Below are 18,930 nucleotides of genomic sequence, written 5' to 3'. Positions count from 1 at the left end.
CTATGAAGAATATAAAAAAACTAACCGTTATTGCATTATACTTCCTGTGTCTGTCGCCATTGGCTGCACAAAAAACACAGTGGACTCCGGATGGTAATGCTTATTATTCATTTACTAAAAAGGGGGTTGAAATTGTTGATGTACTGCATCCCGGAAAAGACCAGACACTTTTAAACAGCAATGAACTTGTTCCTGCGGGAAACTCTGAACCACTGCAGGTACAAAGCTTTCAGGTATCTCCAGATGACAAAAGTTTATTACTCTTTGCCAATACCCGAAAAGTATGGAGAGACAATACCCGTGGAGATTACTGGATTTTCGACAAAAATACTAAAAAGCTTACCCAGCTTGGAAAAGGTCTGCCTTCTTCATCGCTGATGTTTGCAAAGTATTCCCCGGATGGAAAAAAAGTAGCGTATGTATCCAAGCATAATATGTATGTTGAAGACCTTTCAAACAACCAGATGACCAAAATCACTACAGATGGTACAGATGGCATGATCAACGGTACTTTCGATTGGGTATATGAAGAGGAATTTGGAACTCAGGATGGTTTCCGATGGTCACCCGACGGTAACAAAATTGCTTACTGGAAGCTGGATGCAAGAGGTACAAAAAACTTCCTGATGATCAATAATACAGACAGTCTGTATTCATTTACAGTTCCTGTAGAGTATCCGAAAGTAGGAGAAAATCCTTCAGGATGCAGCATTTGGTTCTATGATCTTGCTTCTAAATCTTCAAAGAAAGCAGATATTGCAGGAGATGAAATGCAAAACTATATTCCGAGAATGGAATGGGTACTGGATTCTAAATCTGTTATCCTCCAGCAGCTGAACAGAAAGCAGAATCAAAGTAAAATCATCGTGGCAGATGCCAGCTCCGGCAGCAGTAAGACTATTCATACGGAAACAGATGCTGCATGGATTGATATCAAATCCCGTTGGAACGATAATGACCCAAGTGGCTGGGACTGGATAGAGAATGGAAAGGAATTCCTTTGGCTTTCTGAAAAAGACGGATGGAGACATATTTATAAAATAGATATGAGCGGTAAGGCAACATTGATTACAAAAGAGGCTTTCGATGTGATAAAACCTGAGTTTTTTGATGTTCAGAATAAACAGATTTACTTTTCAGCATCACCCAATAATGCGACTCAGAAATACCTGTATAAAGTAAGTATGAAAGGAGGAAAAGCACAAAAAGTAACCCCTGAAGCTTATACAGGTTCCAATACATACACAATATCACCCAATGGGAAGATCGCGATGTTCACCAATAACAGCGTTAATGCCATTTCAATGGGTTCGGTAATATCACTTCCGGAACATAAAGAACTGGTTGCCGCCAAAAGAACAGCAAAAGCAGATCCTGCAAAGTCTAAAACAGAGTTTTTCCAGATTACCACACAGGATGGCGTTACATTGGACGGATGGGTGGTAAAGCCTAAAAATTTTGATCCTAATAAAAAATATCCGGTTGTTTTCACAGTCTATGGAGAACCGGCAATGCAAACAGTAACAGACGGTTTCTATACAGGCTGGAATCAATTATACGTTGGAGATATGGCGGAAGACGGCTACCTGTATGTTTCCCTTGAAAACCGCGGAACACCATCTCCAAGAGGACGTGAATGGAGAAAATCCATTTATCGTAAAATAGGACAGCTTAATATCCGTGATCAGGCAATGGGAGCTAAAGCTTTATTCGCAAAATGGCCTTATGCAGATACTTCAAGGGTTGCCGTATGGGGCTGGAGCGGCGGAGGTTCTTCTACCCTGAACCTTTTGGGACAATATCCTGATATTTACCAGACCGGGATTGCTATTGCTCCGGTGGCCAACCAGTTGTTCTATGACAATATCTATCAGGAAAGATATATGGGGCTTCCACAGGAAAACAGAGAAGATTTTGTGAATGGATCTCCACTGGCTTATGCTAAAAATCTAAAAGGAAATCTTTTACTGGTTCATGGAACAGGTGATGATAATGTGCATTATCAGAATACGGAAGTATATATCAACGAACTGGTAAAATACAACAAACAGTTTCAACTGATGTCTTATCCTAACCGTACACACTCTATTGATGAAGGAGAAGGTACGTCAGAGCACCTTGCTACTCTATTTACAAAATATTTGAAAGAACACTGTCCTCCCGGAGGAAGATAGAAAAGAAAAAACCAGATATCAAATTATCTGGTTTTTCTTTTAAACAGAGGTAATGAATATTGATCCTGCTTATTATAAACTGTAAGCCAGCCCTACATTTCCTATTCCTTTATATCCAAAACCTACTTCAGCATTTACTCCCAATCTGCCTCCTAATCTAATTCCCAGTCCTGTAAGCTGATAATTAAAATGTGAGATATTTTGTACAGGATTCCTACTCTTTTCCAATGTTAATCCTAATCCCAATCCGGAATACATGCGAAATTTTGGCTTGGATATATAGTTGTAATTACTTTTTACGGCAAAAGTATAATTGTGTGATTTTTCCGTTGATTTATCGGAATATTCTCTCGTTACCTGTTGGTATGCGAGGTCTGTCCCAATAATCCATTTATCCTTTATTGCATAGTTATATTCAACAACAAAAGCCCCGGAATTTCTTGTCTCATAAGGGCCATAACCGAATGTAAACACACTGGTGAAAGCATTAAGAAAATCTGTGGTCGTTCCAAGTCCATAGGCAATTTTTAGTTCTGAGCTTCCCTTACTTTGGGCCTTAATAAAGTTGCTGCCAACAATTAATAATAACAAGCAGGTAGTTTTACATAAAGTGGTACATAAATTTTTCTTTTCCATTTTGCAAAATTAAAGCTAATAATGCAGCAGTAGAGCTTTATTGCATTAGAATACAATTAGAACTCACTTAAAATATGGTTAAAGATATTAGCTCTTTTGAAAGGTTACAGAGAAATGTTGGTTTTCGTTTTATCTTCTTTTAAATGCAATGGTCCAGGTTATAGGAAAGAGCTCTCCTTTGTATTTATCAACGTCTTTCATTACTATTTTCATTGCTGTTTTGTCTAGCTGAATGATTTCAAATTTTTTCTCAGAGTTACTCCCATCAAATAAAGATAACGTCTTATGATCAGGATCCAGTGAATACGAAAAATAAAGCTGTCCGCCATCAATAATAGAGCCATCGGCATTAAACTGCATGATATCTTTGCTGCTGAATTTTGAATGAGTCTTTCCCGTTCGTTTTCCGTTTGCTTCAATACCTTCAGTGATAGAAAGTACTGGCTGCCACTTCCCGACAATCATTTTTTGATAAGACTGCTGATAAGGAATACTGAATGGTAATGCTGTCAGACAAAAAGTGACCATAAACAGCGTCAGATTAAAAGCTTTCATCATAATTTTGTTTTTGGGGGTGAATGAAATTCATAATCAAATGTAGTGACAATCTGTTTAACTCTATGAAAATTGTTTTTATATCCTTATTTTTAACCTGTTAAATTCATAAAATCATTCCTTTGAAACTGCCACTCTCCTATTACTCTAATCAAGACGTTCTTTTTCTCGCTCAGGATCTTCTGGGAAAAGTTCTTTTTACAGAGATCAATGATGAAGTAACTGCCGGAATTATTGTAGAAACAGAAGCCTATTTCGGAGTTCTGGATAAAGCCTCCCATGCGTATGGCGGCAGACGGACCAACCGCACAGAAACGTTGTACAGTCATGGCGGTGTTTCCTATGTTTATTTATGTTACGGAATTCATCATCTGTTCAATGTTGTAACTTCTGTAAAAGATGAGCCTCACGCTGTGTTAATCAGAGCTGTTGAGCCACTGATAGGAAAAAACATCATGGAACTCAGACGGAATATGTCAGTTGATAAGGCGGCTATTTCTTCCGGCCCCGGATCTGCAGCCAAAGCTTTAGGTATTGATCAATCTTTTAATAAAAAAGATCTGGATGGAAATGAAATATGGATTGAAGATCACGGCATTCGATATCCTTCTGATGATATTATAAAAGTGCCCCGTATAGGCGTTGCGTATGCACAGGAAGATGCCCTTTTACCCTGGCGGTTCTTTGTGAAAGGAAATAAATATGTAAGCAAACCGAATACAATATAACCATTACGGTTTGTGAAGTGTAAGATAAAACTCCTTATAATAAGCAACCAGCTGATCAAGAGAAAATCCCCGGTTCAAACCGCTGGTATTGGGCAAAACCCACACTTTTGCTCCACAGAAATCTTCTGCCTGCAGTCCCCATAGAATTTCTTTCTTTTTAGAGAAAGCTTTGTAAGCAGCTTTGCCGAGAAAAGCAATATATTGAGGTTTATATTCTGTTATTTTTGTTTTAAATGCATCCAAAGCATTGTCAAACTCTCCTTTTGAAAGTTCATCAGCACGGGAAGTTGCTCTTGCTACAGCAGTGGTGAGCCCCAGCCCGAAATCCAGGATAGAAGTATCATTCACCGCTTCAATTTGATAAGAAGTAAAACCCGACTGATGAAGGACTTTCCAAAAACGGTTACTCTTTCCCGAAAAATGATGTCCGTCATCTGATGATTTTAATCCGGGATTAATTCCACAAAAAAGAACGTTAAGATGAGCTGTAATGATATCTGTTAGCATAATTGAGATAATAGTATATAGAAAATAAGAGATCTTTGTCTTCTCTTTTTCATAATATAAAGATATCAATATTAGGGATATTGAGAGTCACATTTATTATGGAATATTGAATGGTTCACAACCAGAAAAGTATCCCTATTGGAACAGCTTATGCTGTTTGGACCGGAATTGGTGCTGTAGGAACTTTATTGGTGGAAATTCTGTTTTTTCATGACTCAGCAAGCATTTTACGATTGCTCTCTGCACTACTGATTGTTGCAGGAATAGTTGGACTTAAAATATTTTAAAATAAAATATTCCTCCTGAAAAAGAAATTGGCTTAAGATTATCACTAATCATTAAGCCAATCATCATTCAACATTAGCATAATAAACTAACCACATTTATCTCATTTGGTTCTCTATAATTCTATGAGTATCATTTTTTTTTGATTTTTTATCATGAATGAAAATATCTTTTGTTAGGTAAATTTGAACAAAAAGTGAAGAATTGAGTCAAAGATATATATCAACAACGCGATAAAATCTACTAAAATTATAAACTGTGAAACAGAAACTGCAAAACTGCCGGTTTCCTGAATTTTGAATTGAACGGCTGAAAATTCCCCTCCCTCGGAGGGGTGGCAAAAATTTAAAAATTTTTGACGGGGTGGTTTAAACACTTCCCACTTAAAGCTCCAACAACGGCTTATATGTCCTTCCCACCGGAAGGTTTTTCCCCCTAATCTGGATGATGTTGGCTGATTTAACTTCTATTTTGGCTTTTGAAATGATATACGATTTATGAATACGGGCAAACATTTTAGGATTTAAAACCTCTTCTATTTTACTGATGGGCATTTTAAAAGTGAAAGTTTCTGCTTTTGTATGAATGTGAATATATTCTCTTAAGCTCTCGATGTAGAAAATATCCTGCAGAATAATTTTAATCTGCTTTTTCCCGCTATTGATGAAGATATGATCACGTTCAGATACTTCCAGTAATGCATCCTCCGCCTCCATTAAATGTTTGAACTTCCCGATCGCAGTCTGAAAACGCTCATATGGAATAGGTTTCATCAGATAATCTGCAATATCAAGTTCGTAGCCTTCTACAGCATACTGATGATAAGCAGTGGTAACAATTACGAATGGGGGATTTTTTATTTTCCTCAGAAAGTCAAAGCCTTTTACCACGGGAAGATGGAGATCCAAAAACATCAGATCCACCTCATGAATATTTAAAAGACTGCTGGCATATATGGCATCGGCACATTTTCCTACCAGATTCAGCTCCTGATCCCTGGAGATAAAACTTTCCAGAATTTCTGCTGCAATGGGCTCGTCTTCTACGATAATACAGTTGTATTTTTTAGAGATTTGGTGCGTCATAGAAATCTATAATTAATGTTACAATATAGCGGTTGTTTTGATCTTCCACAGAAAGAGTGTGTTGAGGGTAAAGCAGTTCAAGCTGTCTCCTGATATTTTTCTGGCCTATTTTTGTGGAATGCGTATTGGGTTTTTCTTCTTTGGAATTTTCTATGACATAAGTTAGAATTCCGTTTTTCAACCGGATATTGATGGTAATAAATGTCTCTCCTAAGCTTTCAGAAACTCCATGTTTGAAAGCATTTTCAACAAACTGTATCAGGATCAGCGGTGAAATTTCCTGAGAAGGCTGGTCAATATCTTCCGTAAAATTTATGGTAAGATGACGATGCCGGATTTTCTGGATCTGTATGAAATCCTTGATATTTTCAATGTCCTTGGCTATAGAAATGCTTTTTTCTGCTGCTTCATAGATATTATACCGCATTATCTTGGAAAGCTGAAGAATAACATCCGGAGTTTCATCAGCTTTTTTCAGAGCCATTCCATAAATATTATTGAGGGTGTTAAACAGAAAATGAGGATTGATCTGTGCTTTCAGCATAGTAAGTTCCTGATCCAGCTTTTCAGACTTCAATTGAGAGATCTGTTTTTTCAGAAGATTTTTCTGCCGGGTAATTTCGACTCCGAAAATCAGGCCCACCATAAAAATCAGGTCCATAAAAGAATTGAATGCCACATAACCATTGATAAACCCTGACGGATACTTTCCATCCAGAGTCTCTGCAACACCATAGATATAAGGATAAATAATATAATGTGTTAAAAAACGATGTCCTACAACAGCTGTGAACAGGATGAAAACATAGAAAAAGTATTTGAAAATCAATTTAATATAAATCTTTTCAAATACATACAGTAAAGTATAAGCAAGAGGTATTTTGATCAAAAGATAACCTAGCTCAAGGATCAGGGTGTTCTGAAGTCTTATCTGCCATTTGAAATCCGGAAACTGATACCTGGACCAGTAAAAGTCAAGGTAAACCTCCAGAATATAATACAATATCCAAAAAAGCAAATGAATCTGCCACTTAGATCTTTTGTATGGTTTCAGGTTGATCATGATTTTAGGAGTACAAATTACTGTTTGTTCAATCAAATATAGAAATATATGTTGACCAAATTAAGGTAACGATCTACAAACTACAGTTTTGAATTGTTACTAAGGAAAATTTTAAAAAACTGCGGATTTCCAGAAGACTTAAATATCCTTTTCATGGGGAATACGGTTCTGCTTTTTAAAATTGATTTCGGGATACATAAGATTCAGAAAGCTGAAGATCAGCAAGACATTGAACTCAATGCCGTTTGTTCCGCCTCCCACTACAAACCAGCCATTTTGCCAATGTACGAAGTAGATTCCAAAAATAAAAATGATAATATTAGCAATAGCTACTGGCTTTATGTATCGGTCAAACCAAAGTAACGGCACAGAGAAAAGATGAGTGAGTTTTACAACCCATGCCATATAAGTTCCAATGGGGCTGAATCCTATACTATCCAGATAAAAATGTCCAAAATTATTAACATCTCCACTAAAAATGGAAATCACACTATGCATCAGCAATATCACTGATAGCCCCAGGCGGAGGAAGACACTTTTTTTCATTCTTCAAAGCTATAAAACGAAAGAAAGGCTTGTTGTATACTGTATATCAATTACTTTGTAACGTATATAAAAAATAAAGAGCGGTAATTTATGTACCACTCTTTCAATATCTGCAAGATTTTATATTCTTAATTCTGACTTAAAGTTTTCTTTAAAAACTCTTCCAGCTCCTTACCGTGAAGGTTTTTAGCTAAAATCGTTCCCTGTCCGTCGATGATGGCATTAAAAGGAAGTTCATCAACTTCATACAACTTCGCTACAGGGCTTTTCCAGAACTTTAAATCACTGATCTGTATCCATTTGATATTAAATCTGTCAATTGCTTTCTGCCAGCTTTCCTTATTTTTATCTAAAGAAACTCCCAGAATTTCAAACGTATTGTTTTTAACCTGTTCAGAATAGGTATCGTATAATGTTTTCAGCTCAGGCTGCTCTTCTACACAAGGGGCGCACCAGGTTGCCCAGAAATCAATCAGAACTACCTTTCCTTTTAATGTTGAAAGGGAAAATGGAGTTCCGTCTGCTTTGGTCATGGTAATTTCAGGAGCCTTCTTTCCTACTTCTATTGCACTTTGGGCAGCAATAAATCCTGAGAAAAATGTTAAAAATAATAGGGTAAAACCAGTCTTCATATTAATCATTTGTAGGATAATCTTTATCCAGCCAGTCTGTTTTGATGTTTTTCGGAAGATTTAAAAGCTTTGCATTTTTAAAACCCATTTCCATCAGTAAAGCAAAAGCAGGACGTATATTAGGACATTTTACAAAAGGACAGCATCCGCAGTAGATTACGATTTCTCTGTTTTTAGGAATGTCTTTCAGATAGTTTCTCAGTTTTTCCAGGTTTTCAGGCTCATGTGTTGGTCCGATGTCTACGGAACCTTTGATGATCGCTTCAGGACCCACCGAAATGATTACCAGATCTTTAGTTTTATGCTTTTCGATCCGGGAAGCCAGTAACGCCGGATCCATCAGCTGGCTGTCTTTCCATGGATCCTGTTTTTGCTGTGCCTGGCTGAAAATGGAACAGACAAAGCAAGCAACGATAAACAAATACTTCATACTTCTATTTTTCACAAAGATAGAAATGTTTTATAGAGGTTTACAGGAAAATCGGCATTTACGGGATATTTTGAAGAGAGTAATTGATTTTCCCTGAAAAACAGTGCTTTAAAACGAAAATTTTCTGTGATTTTGTAAAGTATAAACAACTTTAGTATTAAATACTTAATATTTTGCAGCTTATATTTTTTTGGTTTTAAATATTTAATACATTTATAGTAAGTATCATTCAATAAAAATACCTGGAAAATGGAAGAAACATTCCGGCCTGATGCCATCATCATAGGAAGCGGACTGGCAGGGCTTACTGCTGCCATGGAAATTACCAATGCCGGAAAAAAAGTCCTGCTTTTGGATCAGGAAACTGAACAGAATATAGGAGGACAGGCATTCTGGTCTTTCGGAGGGCTTTTTCTGATTAATTCGCCTCAGCAAAGGAAAATGGGGATCAAAGATTCTTATGAACTGGCACTTCAGGATTGGAAAGGAACAGCGGGTTTCGATCGTCCGGAAGATTACTGGCCCCGTCAATGGGCTGAAGCTTATCTGAAATTTGCTGCCGGTGAAAAGTATGAATACATTTCCAAATTAGGGATCAAGCTGATGTTTATGGTTGGCTGGGCAGAACGTGGTGATGGTTCAGCAACAGGACATGGAAATTCAGTACCTCGCTTTCATGTAAGCTGGGGAACCGGGACAGGAGTTGTTAAACCTTTTGTAGAAAAAGCATACAAAGCTCAGGAAAAAGGGTTGCTGCAGATGAAATTCAGGCACAGAGTGACGGAATTAATCTTAGAAAATGGAAAAATCAAAGGACTCAAAGGAGATATTCTGGAGAATGATACTAAAGAAAGAGGCGCTGAAACAAACAGAAATGTGATTTCATCATTTGAATATACCGCTCCCAATATCATTATTGCTTCCGGAGGGATTGGTGCCAATCATGAGCTGGTAAGAAAAAACTGGCCGGAAAGACTTGGTAAAGCACCGGAAAATATGGTCTGCGGCGTTCCTGCCTATGTAGATGGAAAAATGATCGGTATCGCAGAAAATACTGGAGCTCATATTATCAACCGCGACAGAATGTGGCATTACACAGAAGGGTTGCAAAACTGGAATCCTATCTGGCCTAACCATGGAATCCGTATATTACCTGGTCCTTCTTCTTTATGGTTTGATGCAAAAGGAAAACGTCTGCCCGCTCCTTTTCTTCCCGGGTTTGATACGTTGGGAACTTTACAGTATATACAGGAAACAGGTTTTTCTTACTCATGGTTTATCCTCACTCAGAAAATTATTAAAAAAGAATTTGCCCTTTCGGGTTCAGAACAGAATCCGGATATCACGAATAAGGACTACGTTCTTTTTCTGAAAAGGATTTTTGGTAAAAAAGCTCCCGGGCCGGTAGAAGCTTTTAAAGAACATGGAAAAGACTTTATTGTATCAGATAATCTGGAAGATCTGGTAAAGAGAATGAATGAACTGGCCGGAAGCAGACTTTTGAATTATGATAAAATAAAATCTCAGATTGAAGCCCGTGACAGAGAATTAGACAATAAATTTTCAAAAGATACGCAGGTCAATTACCTTCGCAATACCCGAAATTATTTAGGAGATAAACTTGGGCGTGTAGCAGCTCCTCATAAGATTTTAGCTCCTGAAAACGGACCTTTGATTGCTGTAAGACTCAATATTTTAACGCGTAAAACATTAGGAGGTATAAAAACCAATCTTAATGGTCAGGTTTTAAAAGAGGACGACAGCATTATTGAGGGATTGTATGCAGCCGGAGAAGTGGCAGGCTTTGGCGGTGGAGGAATGCACGGTTACAGAGCGCTGGAAGGAACATTTTTGGGAGGGTGTATTTTTTCAGGAATGAAAGCCGGACAATATATTGCAGGACTTAAAAATTAAATAGTAAAGTATGAGCAGTTATTTTGATCATAAAGTCATTTGGATTACCGGAGCCTCATCAGGTATCGGAGAAGCTTTGGTAATAGATCTGGCAAAGAACAGCAATGCTAAAATCATCCTGTCGTCCAGAAAAGAAGAACAGCTGCATGTGGTGGCTGAAAAAGCAGGATTAAGTAAAGATCGGTATGCCGTGATTCCTTTAGACCTGAAGAATTATAAAGAAATGCCTGCCATTGCAGCAAAAGCATCAGAACAGTTTGGAAAAATTGATATTCTGATCAATAATGCAGGACTTTCTCAACGTTCTTTAGCCATGGAAACGGATATTGAGGTGGATAAACAGCTTATAGATATTGATTATATCGGAACGGTGGCCCTTACTAAAGCAACTGTACCTTATATGATCAGAAATAAAGGAGGACAGATTGCGGTTGTATCCAGTCTTATGGGAATATTCGGAGCTCCTATGCGAAGTGGATATGCGGGAGCAAAACATGCTTTACATGGTTTTTTCGATGCTTTACGGGCAGAATTATTCAGTCAGAATATTGGGATTACGATCATTTGTCCGGGTTTTATACAGACCGATATTTCCATTAATGCGGTTACCGGAGATGGTTCATCACAAGGTACAATGGATGATGCCACAAAAAATGGAATGCCTGTAGATATTTTCGCAAAAAAAATGCTCTATGCCATAGAAAAGCAGAAAAAACAAAAAGCCATAGGAGGTAAAGAAGTCATGGCGGTTTACCTGAAGAGATTCTTTCCGAACCTGTTGGCAAAAATAGTCCGTAAGGCGAAAGTGGTATAAAAAGAGGTTGTCTCAAAAGTGTCATCCTGAATGAAATGTAATGAAGAATCTCAATCAATGACAAAAGCGAAATTATCTGACTTTTGAGACAGTCTTTTGTATGGTAAAGGGTTTTTATCAATCCTGTTCCTACAATTTTATTCTGATAAAATGGCATTACGAATTTGGTGTTAAAATTTATAGCTGTACCCAAGCCGGATCACCTGGGTTTCATAATAATCATTGCTGGTATAAGCGAATCCACTACCCTGAATAGATTTTCTGATGACCATTGTGTTGAGTAAATCCGAAGCATTTAAAAACAGTTCACCCTTCCCTTTCTGAATAGATTTTTTCACTCCTGCATCCATTGAAAACCTTGATTGTATTCTTCCCTGCGGAATAATATCCGGAGCCAGATAAACCAGTGTAAACTGCATATCCAATCCCTTAGAAAAATGAAAAACGTTATTCATCTTGACATTCCCTGAAATGGCAGTCTGCTGGTCTGCAGAAAAAGTATTAGGCTTTGGATACAGGTTTTCTACAGTAAATGCATTGATCTGATTACGGTATAAATTTCCGTTGACATTAAAGGAATAGGCATCCGATACCTTTTGGTTCCATATTGTTTCAATCCCTGTGTTATAGCTTTTTCCGGCATTCTGGAATATGGCATAAATAAGAGTGCTGTTCGGGACAATACTTGAAATTCTTGTGATGGTCCCGTTGGCAAAACGGTGGTATAAAGCAGAATATAAATATCCGTTATCCCAATTGTGTTTATATCCCAATTCAATAGAATTTGTAAACTGAGGACGCAGTGCCGGATTTCCTACCTTAATGATTTCTGCATCATCATACTTTGGAAAAATACGGATGTCCACTTCATTAGGACGGTCTACCCTTCTATTATAAAATACAGAGAACTTATTACGGTCATCAAGCTTATAAGCAAGTCTGAAATTCGGGAATGGCTGGGTATAATTGTATCCGTCACTTTTATAAGTTGGGTGGTTGGGATTTACATCATATTGAATTTTTACATATTCCAGCCTCAGTCCCAGTTCTGCTTCCCATTTTTCATTTTCAAAAACATAATTTCCGTATACTGCAGGAATAAATTCTTTATAATCGGCTTTCCCTCCCGCAGAAGCATCCAGTACAGAATTGGTACCGGGAATAAAATTCATGTTGGTAGGAATGCTTCTGTTTCTTACTTTAATCCCGGTTTCTATCCGGCCGTATTTCAGAGGTTTTACATAATCTACGTTGAAATCATACACCTGCTCATCAGATAGCAGCTTGAAGGCATCCGTTCCTGTGGAAGAAGGAAGATAATTATCATAGAAATACTTTTCATCCTCTCTGTGGAAAGTATAATTGAATCCTACGTTCAAAACATGTCCGGCATCTTTGAATTTATGCTGATAAGAAGCGGTTCCCATCACGGTTGTTTTCAGTTCGTCTTCCAAAAACTGCCACAGGCGCAGACGTTGGGACCTATCTCCATTGAAAAACGGCTGATCTCCCCTGTCAATAATCTTTTCGCTTCCATACATTCCTGAAATGGTTACGGTATTTTGCGGATCAATGGTCCAGTCTATTCCTGCTTTAGTGGTAAAAAAATTCGTATTTCTGTTTCTTTTCAGCTGAGAATTAATAACGGTTCCATTATCATAAGTACGGGTTACAAATTCATTTTTATTAAGTGTTTCAGTATATAAATTATCGGCCTGCAAAAATATATTTACCTTGTTTTTCCTGTAATTTACAGACAGTGATGGGTTTATTTTAGGCGTTAGTGTATACTGTGGTCTTATGGTGGGAAGATTTTCTTTTCTTACCCAAAGAGAACCTAAACCTGTTGTAAATCCTGCTTTTCCGTTCCATCCGTTCTGTTTATTCTTTTTCATGATAATATTGATGATTCCCGCATTTCCATTTGCATCATATTTTGAGGAAGGATTGTTGATGATTTCAATTTTATCAATGGCAGAAGCCGGAATATTATTCAGCCCTGTCTGGCTTCCAAACCCGGTGAGAGCAGTCTGTTTACCATCAATAAGTACCGTTACTTTATCATTTCCTCTAAGCTGTACTTGACCGTCCTGTACAGTAATTCCCGGAAGGTTCTGCATACTTTGTAATACTGATCCGCCACTTTGGCTGATGTTGTCTGCTACAGAGTACGTTTTTTTATCAAGTCGGCTGTCTATCTCATTTTTTTTAGATGCCGTAATGGTGATGGCTTCTATTTTGGTTTCATTTTCCTGTTTCTGATTCAGTTCAATAACAGGGACTTCCAGAAATTCTGAAAGACTTCCTATGAAAACGGGCTGGGTATACGTATTATATCCGGTGATGGAGGTTTCAAGAAGATAATGGTCCGGTTTTATACCTGTAATAGAAAATCTTCCTTCTTCATTGGTGATAGTTCCGGCCGTAAAAGTGCTGTCTTTTTCTTTTTTTAAAATAATATGGGCGTAAGGTATTGCAGTTTTATCTTTATTCATGATTCTTCCGGATGCCGTTACAGAAGCTGTCTGCGCTGAAACAAGGGAAGAAATTACCATACAGGTTGGGAAAAATAACAAGGCTGTTTTATTCATTCTGCTATTCTTTATTTTCTATAAAAAGTTTGTTATAAGGAGAATATTAATTATTCGTTTTGAATAGGTAATTCCCGGCTGTGTTTTCTTTGTGAGATGATAATCATCAAAACCATCAGAGCAAGAGATATCAGGGAAGCATTGAGTGTTCCAAGGTCCAGACCTCCTTTAGCTAAAGGTTTTGTCAAAAGATCTCCGAATGTAGCACCAAATGGTCTGGTAAAAACAAAAGCAATCCAGAACAGGACAACATGATTGATTTTTGTAAAATAATGAAGCGCTACTACTATTAATATAATGAGCCCGGTGATCAAAGCTCCCGTCATATATCCGAGTCCTAAATTATCACTCAGAAAATCCCCAAAAGCCGTTCCCAGACTATTGGAAAATAAGATGGCCGTCCAGTAATAGAATTCTTTATTTCTTTCAAAAATGGGATAAACCTCAAGGTTTTTATATTTTCGGTACCATAAGAATAAGGAATTTAAAAGACCAAAAAGTAAAATCAGACTCCCCACCAGGTATCCTGCTTCTAAAGTACGGTCGATAAAATCGGAGATTTCTGTTCCCAAAGTTGTTGTTGCGATAATCACGATCCAGTAAACTGCCGGAATATATTTTTTTACACTAAGCTGTACGGATAATATGAGGATAAAAAATGCGAGTGTAACCAAAATTCCTACAACATACCCCAGATTAAGGGTCATAGAAATAAAATCTCCCAAGGTTTCCCCCAAGGTGGTGGCTACAATTTTCATAAGCCAGAAAAGGAGTGTAACGGCTGCTACTTTGTTTGCTGTTCTCATTTTGCTTTGTTTTTAGATGCCACAAATGGCATTGATTCAGAAAACCAGATAATTCCTGTGAATGAAGTCATTTTACAAATAACCATCTGCCTCAGTATATTCTATACAAAGGTGCAATGCGATTTAGAAGAAATTTTGAATTGCCGGAGCCGTTAAATTTTTTTAACTATAACTTAACAGTGAAGAAATGACGATGGTTTTCAAAGCGATAGCTAATCGTCCAATGATGAAACCTGCAGATTTCCTGAATGATAGCGAGTCCCAGCCCGCTTCCGCTGTTATCTGTTGAAAGTTTTGAAAATCTTTTGAACAGGAAATCCGTATTCAGCTTTTCAACTCCGGAATTGGAAACTTCAAACGAAGAATCTGTCAATTGTATAGAAATAAACCCTCCCGGAGAAGTATGGCGAATGGCATTGATGATGAGATTGTTAATCAGTATTTCTGTGAGAATGCTGTTTCCGTTCACCTGTACACCGCCAGAGATCTCTTCCTGAACGGAAATATTTTTTTGCTCAAAATGTTCCCCGAGGGTATCAATACTTTGTTGAAGTAAATGGTCAAACAAAACAATCTCCGAACCGTCAAACTGGTTATTCTCAATTTTAGCCAGCAGCAAAAGGTTTTTATTGATGCGGGAGCTTCTTGTAAGAGCCTTGTTCATCTCTTCGGCAATTCTGTACTGCTTTTCAGTGAGATTCTGATCCTGAAGCAAAAGATCAAGCTTATTCTTAATGATGGCCAACGGAGTCTGCAGCTCATGGGAAGCATTTTCTGTAAATTCTTTCTGGGTTTTATAAGTAGAAATATTGCGTTCTATCAGTTTATAAAGAGACTGATTCAATTCTTCAAATTCTGTGGTGTAAGAAGCTGGAAATTGTAGGATATTCTGACTGTTAAGATTGAAGGTTTTCAGTTGATCCAATGTATCCCTGAATGGCTTCCAGATAGATGACGAAAGCTTTCTGTTCAGGTATAAAAGCCCTAAAACAATGATTACAAAGAAAAATATGGTAATCATTGCGATCACCGCTATTGTTTCATGTGATTCCTCAATATTGGTCTGTATAGTAAAAAGATAAGGTTTGTTTTGCAGATAAATGACCTTTTTCAGGCATCTGTACCGTTCCTTTTTTTGTTCCGAAATAAAAGGTAAATGCTTTTCATAAGTATAAACCGTATCCCGTTTTATTTGCTGAGTTGAAATTTTCTCAATATTCGTTTCAGGCTGGATATGATTCCATAGTGTAACGCTTTTGTCCAATTCTTCTTCAGACAGCTTTAATTGATTAAATTCATAAGCCGTTTTCTTGATAATAATGTGATTATGCTCATCCAGCTCACCTTTCCAGATGGTGTCCACCACAAAATAATAGACAGGAATGCTTATCATCAGTACAATAAGTACGTAGATGAGAAAAGGTTTTGTGGTTTTGGTGAGTAGAGGCTTCAAGATAATTATGAATTATAAATTATGAATTGTTTTTTACGGAAGACTATTTGTTTTTTGATGTAATGATGATGCTTCGGATTATTTTTAATATTTCTATGGCTTCATTATTTATACTTTCAAATTCAGTAGATGGTAAATATTCAGTATGATATAAAAGCTCAATCCAGTAAATAGATTCATCACATTCTTTTTGAGCAACAGCGAGCTTATGAATAAAGTCTGCTTTACTTTCTGTATTCTGTGACTCTCTTATCAAAGCTCCCACCGCTGTTCCACTTCTTAATAGCTGTTTACTCAGAACATATTCATTCTTAGAAGTAGAAAGATATTTATAAAGATTAATAATCCTAATTGCAAAACTAAAACTTTTATCTTTCAGCACATTTTTCTTTTCACTCATAATTTATAATTCATCATTTATAATTATTCTAGTTTTCCCACTTATAGCCCGTTCCATACACTGTTTTCAGATAATGTCCACATCCCGCATCATACAGCTTTTTCTTAAGGTTTTTTACGTGGGCATATACAAAATCATGATTGTCTAGCATATCTGCAAGATCTCCGGAAAGATGTTCTGCCAGAGTACTTTTGGAGATGACTTTATTTTTATTGCCGATAAAATAAATCAAGAGGTCAAATTCTTTTTTGGTTAATGAAATGGCTTCATCATTTACAGCAACTGTTTTAGCCAGCAAATCAATCTGAAGTTCATTTTGTTTTACTACATTGGAGCTGCTGAACTGCTTCCTCCGGATAATAGAATATACCCTTGCCATAAGCTCGGAGAGATGAAAAGGCTTGGTAAGATAATCATCCGCACCCAGTTTTAACCCTTCAATTTTGTCATCCAAAGCATTCTTGGCAGAAATAATAATTACGCCGTCCTGTTTCTGTTGCTTTTTTAATTCTTCAAGTATTTTCAGACCATTTCCATCCGGAAGCATAATGTCCAGTAAAATGCAGTCATAGTCAAATATCTCTATTTTACTCATGGCTTCACTGAATGTGCTGGCAGCTTCACACAGGTAGTTCTCTCCAGACAGATATTCGGAAATGCTTTGGGTAAGTGCTGTTTCGTCTTCAACGATTAGGATTTTCATGCCATAAAACTATCATTAAATTTTGAAGAAATTTTGAATTTAAATTTTGCTATATAAAATTAAGTAAATAAAATATTGTGTTTAAAATTTTATTTAAATAAAGTGTAATCTCACAAAATGTTTAATGTATTGCATAAAATGAAAACAATTAACACGCGGGTAATGAGATAATTAAATGAAATCACTTATATTTGAAATAAAAAAAATATTATGAAAAAAATATTATTTATTTCGATCTTGTCAGCGATAGTATTGTCTTTTACTTCTTGTAGGAGTTCTGACTCTGAGCCTGACTCTTCCTCATTAGCAGATAAAAATAATAATTTATCTGGTGTAGGAAAATTAAACAATACCGAATATTCTTTTAGTGTATTTCAATTTAATATCTGGCAGGAAGGGACGAAGGTTTCCGGAGGATATGAAGCAGTTGTTAATGAAATCGCAGCCCGTGAACCGGATTTTGTAACGTTGTCCGAAATAAGAAACTATAACAACACTTCTTTTGACCAACGTATTGTAGCCTCTTTAAAAGCGAAAGGAAAAACATATTATGCATTGAAAGGAAATGATAATGGCGTTCTGAGTAAATATCCCATCAAGGAGTATTCGGAATTCAGCGCTTATCATCGGCTCCTCACTGAAATTGTACCGGGAAATGAGATTGCTGTGTACTCCGGACATTTGGATTATACCAATTATGCAGTTAATTATCCCCGGGGCTACGATCCTGTAACTTTTAACGAATTACCCGCTCCGGTTACTGATCCGGTTAAGATCAGTCAATCTAACAACAGCTCTAACAGACCAAAGGAAATTCAGGAGTTTCTTGCACGCGTAAAGGAGGATATTGCAAAAGGAAGAACAATAGTCTTAGGTGGAGATTTCAATGAAGCATCTCACCTTGACTGGACCGAAGCCGTCAAAAACCTTTACGATCACCGTGGAGTGGTTATGAATTGGAACTCCACTCTTACCTTATCTAAAAATGGGTTCAAGGATAGTTATAGAGTCATGTATCCAAATGAGGTGGAATATCCTGGTTTTACATGGCCGGCACAGGCATCCTGGGCACCTAAAGCTGATGAGCGGGACAGAATAGATTATATTTTTTATTACGATGATGGTACAATAAGAGTAAAAGACAGCTATATCGTAGGTCCCAAAAAAACTGTTGTCAAGAATACTCCTCAATTAGAGACTTCAAAAGATAAATTTTCAGAACCTGTTGGTATATGGCCTACAGACCATAAAGGCGTATGGACAACATTTGCAGTCAAAACTAAAAATATATCCACTCCTGCAATAAGCCTTAATAAAACCGCATATGCGCTCAATGAAAATATCAATATTGTTTATAGCAATGGGTCTGCTGATCCTAAAGCCTGGATTGGTATTTACAGAGACGGCATCATCCCCGGGCAAAATACAGCTGTTAATTACTCAACAAAATGGGAATATACAAACGGACAGATTAATGGCTCTCTTAATTTTAAATTAAATAATTCGGGAAAATATTTTGCTGCTTACTTTAAAGACGGTGGCTATACTGAGATAGCACCAAGAGTTTATTTTACATACGGTAACTAATTATATCGTTTTAAAAGAGAG

Annotated in this window: 19 protein-coding genes and 1 pseudogene; 7 read left to right on the top strand and 13 right to left on the bottom strand. The window is 37.0% G+C overall.

Annotated elements, in window-relative coordinates; genetic code table 11:
* Positions 1-2: 2 nt before the first annotated feature.
* A pseudogene (locus FN817_RS23580) lies at positions 3-1,271 on the top strand (DPP IV N-terminal domain-containing protein); the annotation flags it as partial.
* Between the two features lie 240 nt (positions 1,272-1,511).
* Entirely contained in the window at positions 1,512-2,174 is a 663-nt protein-coding gene (locus FN817_RS23575) for an alpha/beta hydrolase family protein (RefSeq protein WP_394345032.1), read from the top strand.
* 72 nt (positions 2,175-2,246) lie between these two features.
* Here FN817_RS23575 and FN817_RS04995 read toward each other — a convergent pair whose 3' ends face one another.
* Both FN817_RS04995 and FN817_RS04990 read right to left on the bottom strand, forming a co-directional pair.
* Positions 2,247-2,810: an outer membrane beta-barrel protein gene (locus FN817_RS04995; RefSeq protein WP_142716980.1), complete on the bottom strand. Its 564-nt coding sequence runs from the start codon at positions 2,808-2,810 to the stop codon at positions 2,247-2,249.
* A 129-nt stretch (positions 2,811-2,939) separates the two neighbouring features.
* The gene (locus tag FN817_RS04990) at positions 2,940-3,368 is read right to left on the bottom strand and encodes a hypothetical protein (RefSeq protein ID WP_142716979.1); all 429 of its coding nucleotides are present in this window, start codon (positions 3,366-3,368) and stop codon (positions 2,940-2,942) included.
* Between the two features lie 119 nt (positions 3,369-3,487).
* Here FN817_RS04990 and FN817_RS04985 point away from each other — a divergent pair, with 119 nt between their 5' ends.
* On the top strand, positions 3,488-4,093 hold the full coding sequence (locus FN817_RS04985; protein ID WP_142716978.1) for a DNA-3-methyladenine glycosylase: 606 nt from the start codon (positions 3,488-3,490) through the stop codon (positions 4,091-4,093).
* Positions 4,094-4,096: 3 nt separating this feature from the next.
* Here FN817_RS04985 and mug read toward each other — a convergent pair whose 3' ends face one another.
* Positions 4,097-4,600: a G/U mismatch-specific DNA glycosylase gene (gene mug, locus FN817_RS04980; protein WP_142716977.1), complete on the bottom strand. Its 504-nt coding sequence runs from the start codon at positions 4,598-4,600 to the stop codon at positions 4,097-4,099.
* 110 nt (positions 4,601-4,710) lie between these two features.
* On the opposite strand from mug, the gene FN817_RS04975 reads away from it, so the two are divergent.
* Positions 4,711-4,887 carry a DMT family transporter gene (locus FN817_RS04975; protein WP_142716976.1) on the top strand — a complete coding sequence of 59 codons (177 nt, stop codon included), beginning with the start codon at positions 4,711-4,713 and terminating at the stop codon, positions 4,885-4,887.
* Positions 4,888-5,268: 381 nt separating this feature from the next.
* Here the strand turns inward: FN817_RS04975 and FN817_RS04970 are convergent, their stop codons facing one another.
* The 5 genes from FN817_RS04970 to FN817_RS04950 form a co-directional block, all read right to left on the bottom strand.
* Positions 5,269-5,970 (bottom strand): LytR/AlgR family response regulator transcription factor, encoded by a 702-nt coding sequence (locus FN817_RS04970; RefSeq protein WP_142716975.1) that lies wholly within the window; start codon positions 5,968-5,970, stop codon positions 5,269-5,271.
* Entirely contained in the window at positions 5,951-7,033 is a 1,083-nt protein-coding gene (locus FN817_RS04965; protein WP_142716974.1) for a sensor histidine kinase, read from the bottom strand. The genes FN817_RS04970 and FN817_RS04965 overlap by 20 nt, the downstream gene beginning before the upstream one ends.
* A 138-nt stretch (positions 7,034-7,171) precedes the next feature.
* Positions 7,172-7,579: a DoxX family membrane protein gene (locus FN817_RS04960; RefSeq protein WP_142716973.1), complete on the bottom strand. Its 408-nt coding sequence runs from the start codon at positions 7,577-7,579 to the stop codon at positions 7,172-7,174.
* Between the two features lie 128 nt (positions 7,580-7,707).
* A complete protein-coding gene (locus tag FN817_RS04955; protein ID WP_228451475.1) occupies positions 7,708-8,211 on the bottom strand; it encodes a TlpA family protein disulfide reductase in 504 nt (167 codons plus the stop codon).
* Position 8,212: 1 nt separating this feature from the next.
* On the bottom strand, positions 8,213-8,641 hold the full coding sequence (locus tag FN817_RS04950) for a rhodanese-like domain-containing protein (protein ID WP_142716971.1): 429 nt from the start codon (positions 8,639-8,641) through the stop codon (positions 8,213-8,215).
* Between the two features lie 249 nt (positions 8,642-8,890).
* Between FN817_RS04950 and FN817_RS04945 the strand changes: the two genes are divergently transcribed.
* Together FN817_RS04945 and FN817_RS04940 are read left to right on the top strand one after the other, a co-directional pair.
* Entirely contained in the window at positions 8,891-10,555 is a 1,665-nt protein-coding gene (locus tag FN817_RS04945) for an FAD-binding dehydrogenase (RefSeq protein WP_142716970.1), read from the top strand.
* Positions 10,556-10,565: 10 nt separating this feature from the next.
* Complete coding sequence (locus FN817_RS04940) at positions 10,566-11,369, top strand: SDR family oxidoreductase (protein ID WP_142716969.1); 804 nt, start codon at positions 10,566-10,568, stop codon at positions 11,367-11,369.
* Between the two features lie 170 nt (positions 11,370-11,539).
* Here FN817_RS04940 and FN817_RS04935 read toward each other — a convergent pair whose 3' ends face one another.
* The 5 genes from FN817_RS04935 to FN817_RS04915 form a co-directional block, all read right to left on the bottom strand.
* Positions 11,540-13,960, bottom strand: a complete 2,421-nt coding sequence (locus FN817_RS04935) for a TonB-dependent receptor (protein WP_142716968.1) — start codon at positions 13,958-13,960, stop codon at positions 11,540-11,542.
* 50 nt (positions 13,961-14,010) lie between these two features.
* On the bottom strand, positions 14,011-14,766 hold the full coding sequence (locus tag FN817_RS04930) for a COG4705 family protein (protein WP_142716967.1): 756 nt from the start codon (positions 14,764-14,766) through the stop codon (positions 14,011-14,013).
* 166 nt (positions 14,767-14,932) lie between these two features.
* Complete coding sequence (locus FN817_RS04925; RefSeq protein ID WP_142716966.1) at positions 14,933-16,219, bottom strand: sensor histidine kinase; 1,287 nt, start codon at positions 16,217-16,219, stop codon at positions 14,933-14,935.
* A gap of 43 nt (positions 16,220-16,262) precedes the next feature.
* Positions 16,263-16,619, bottom strand: a complete 357-nt coding sequence (locus FN817_RS04920) for a four helix bundle protein (RefSeq protein WP_142716965.1) — start codon at positions 16,617-16,619, stop codon at positions 16,263-16,265.
* A 28-nt stretch (positions 16,620-16,647) separates the two neighbouring features.
* On the bottom strand, positions 16,648-17,322 hold the full coding sequence (locus FN817_RS04915; protein ID WP_142716964.1) for a response regulator transcription factor: 675 nt from the start codon (positions 17,320-17,322) through the stop codon (positions 16,648-16,650).
* Positions 17,323-17,532: 210 nt separating this feature from the next.
* On the opposite strand from FN817_RS04915, the gene FN817_RS04910 reads away from it, so the two are divergent.
* The gene (locus FN817_RS04910; protein WP_142716963.1) at positions 17,533-18,909 is read left to right on the top strand and encodes an endonuclease/exonuclease/phosphatase family protein; all 1,377 of its coding nucleotides are present in this window, start codon (positions 17,533-17,535) and stop codon (positions 18,907-18,909) included.
* The last annotated feature ends 21 nt before the right edge of the window (positions 18,910-18,930 follow it).

The organism is Chryseobacterium rhizoplanae (assembly GCF_900182655.1).
Classification (GTDB): domain Bacteria; phylum Bacteroidota; class Bacteroidia; order Flavobacteriales; family Weeksellaceae; genus Chryseobacterium; species Chryseobacterium rhizoplanae.
The sequence above is the reverse complement of the archived record's forward strand: the minus strand, read 5'-3'. Positions and strand labels throughout refer to the sequence as shown.

What these genes read in the sequence shown, in the direction of transcription:
- FN817_RS23575 (WP_394345032.1), top strand. Translation starts at nt 1,512, where the DNA reads ATGCAAACAGTAACAGACGGTTTCTATACAGGCTGGAATCAATTATAC.
- FN817_RS04995 (WP_142716980.1), bottom strand. Translation starts at nt 2,810, where the DNA reads ATGGAAAAGAAAAATTTATGTACCACTTTATGTAAAACTACCTGCTTG.
- FN817_RS04990 (WP_142716979.1), bottom strand. Translation starts at nt 3,368, where the DNA reads ATGATGAAAGCTTTTAATCTGACGCTGTTTATGGTCACTTTTTGTCTG.
- mug (WP_142716977.1), bottom strand. Translation starts at nt 4,600, where the DNA reads ATGCTAACAGATATCATTACAGCTCATCTTAACGTTCTTTTTTGTGGA.
- FN817_RS04975 (WP_142716976.1), top strand. Translation starts at nt 4,711, where the DNA reads ATGGTTCACAACCAGAAAAGTATCCCTATTGGAACAGCTTATGCTGTT.
- FN817_RS04970 (WP_142716975.1), bottom strand. Translation starts at nt 5,970, where the DNA reads ATGACGCACCAAATCTCTAAAAAATACAACTGTATTATCGTAGAAGAC.
- FN817_RS04965 (WP_142716974.1), bottom strand. Translation starts at nt 7,033, where the DNA reads ATGATCAACCTGAAACCATACAAAAGATCTAAGTGGCAGATTCATTTG.
- FN817_RS04960 (WP_142716973.1), bottom strand. Translation starts at nt 7,579, where the DNA reads ATGAAAAAAAGTGTCTTCCTCCGCCTGGGGCTATCAGTGATATTGCTG.
- FN817_RS04955 (WP_228451475.1), bottom strand. Translation starts at nt 8,211, where the DNA reads ATGAAGACTGGTTTTACCCTATTATTTTTAACATTTTTCTCAGGATTT.
- FN817_RS04950 (WP_142716971.1), bottom strand. Translation starts at nt 8,641, where the DNA reads ATGAAGTATTTGTTTATCGTTGCTTGCTTTGTCTGTTCCATTTTCAGC.
- FN817_RS04945 (WP_142716970.1), top strand. Translation starts at nt 8,891, where the DNA reads ATGGAAGAAACATTCCGGCCTGATGCCATCATCATAGGAAGCGGACTG.
- FN817_RS04940 (WP_142716969.1), top strand. Translation starts at nt 10,566, where the DNA reads ATGAGCAGTTATTTTGATCATAAAGTCATTTGGATTACCGGAGCCTCA.
- FN817_RS04935 (WP_142716968.1), bottom strand. Translation starts at nt 13,960, where the DNA reads ATGAATAAAACAGCCTTGTTATTTTTCCCAACCTGTATGGTAATTTCT.
- FN817_RS04930 (WP_142716967.1), bottom strand. Translation starts at nt 14,766, where the DNA reads ATGAGAACAGCAAACAAAGTAGCAGCCGTTACACTCCTTTTCTGGCTT.
- FN817_RS04920 (WP_142716965.1), bottom strand. Translation starts at nt 16,619, where the DNA reads ATGAGTGAAAAGAAAAATGTGCTGAAAGATAAAAGTTTTAGTTTTGCA.
- FN817_RS04915 (WP_142716964.1), bottom strand. Translation starts at nt 17,322, where the DNA reads ATGAAAATCCTAATCGTTGAAGACGAAACAGCACTTACCCAAAGCATT.
- FN817_RS04910 (WP_142716963.1), top strand. Translation starts at nt 17,533, where the DNA reads ATGAAAAAAATATTATTTATTTCGATCTTGTCAGCGATAGTATTGTCT.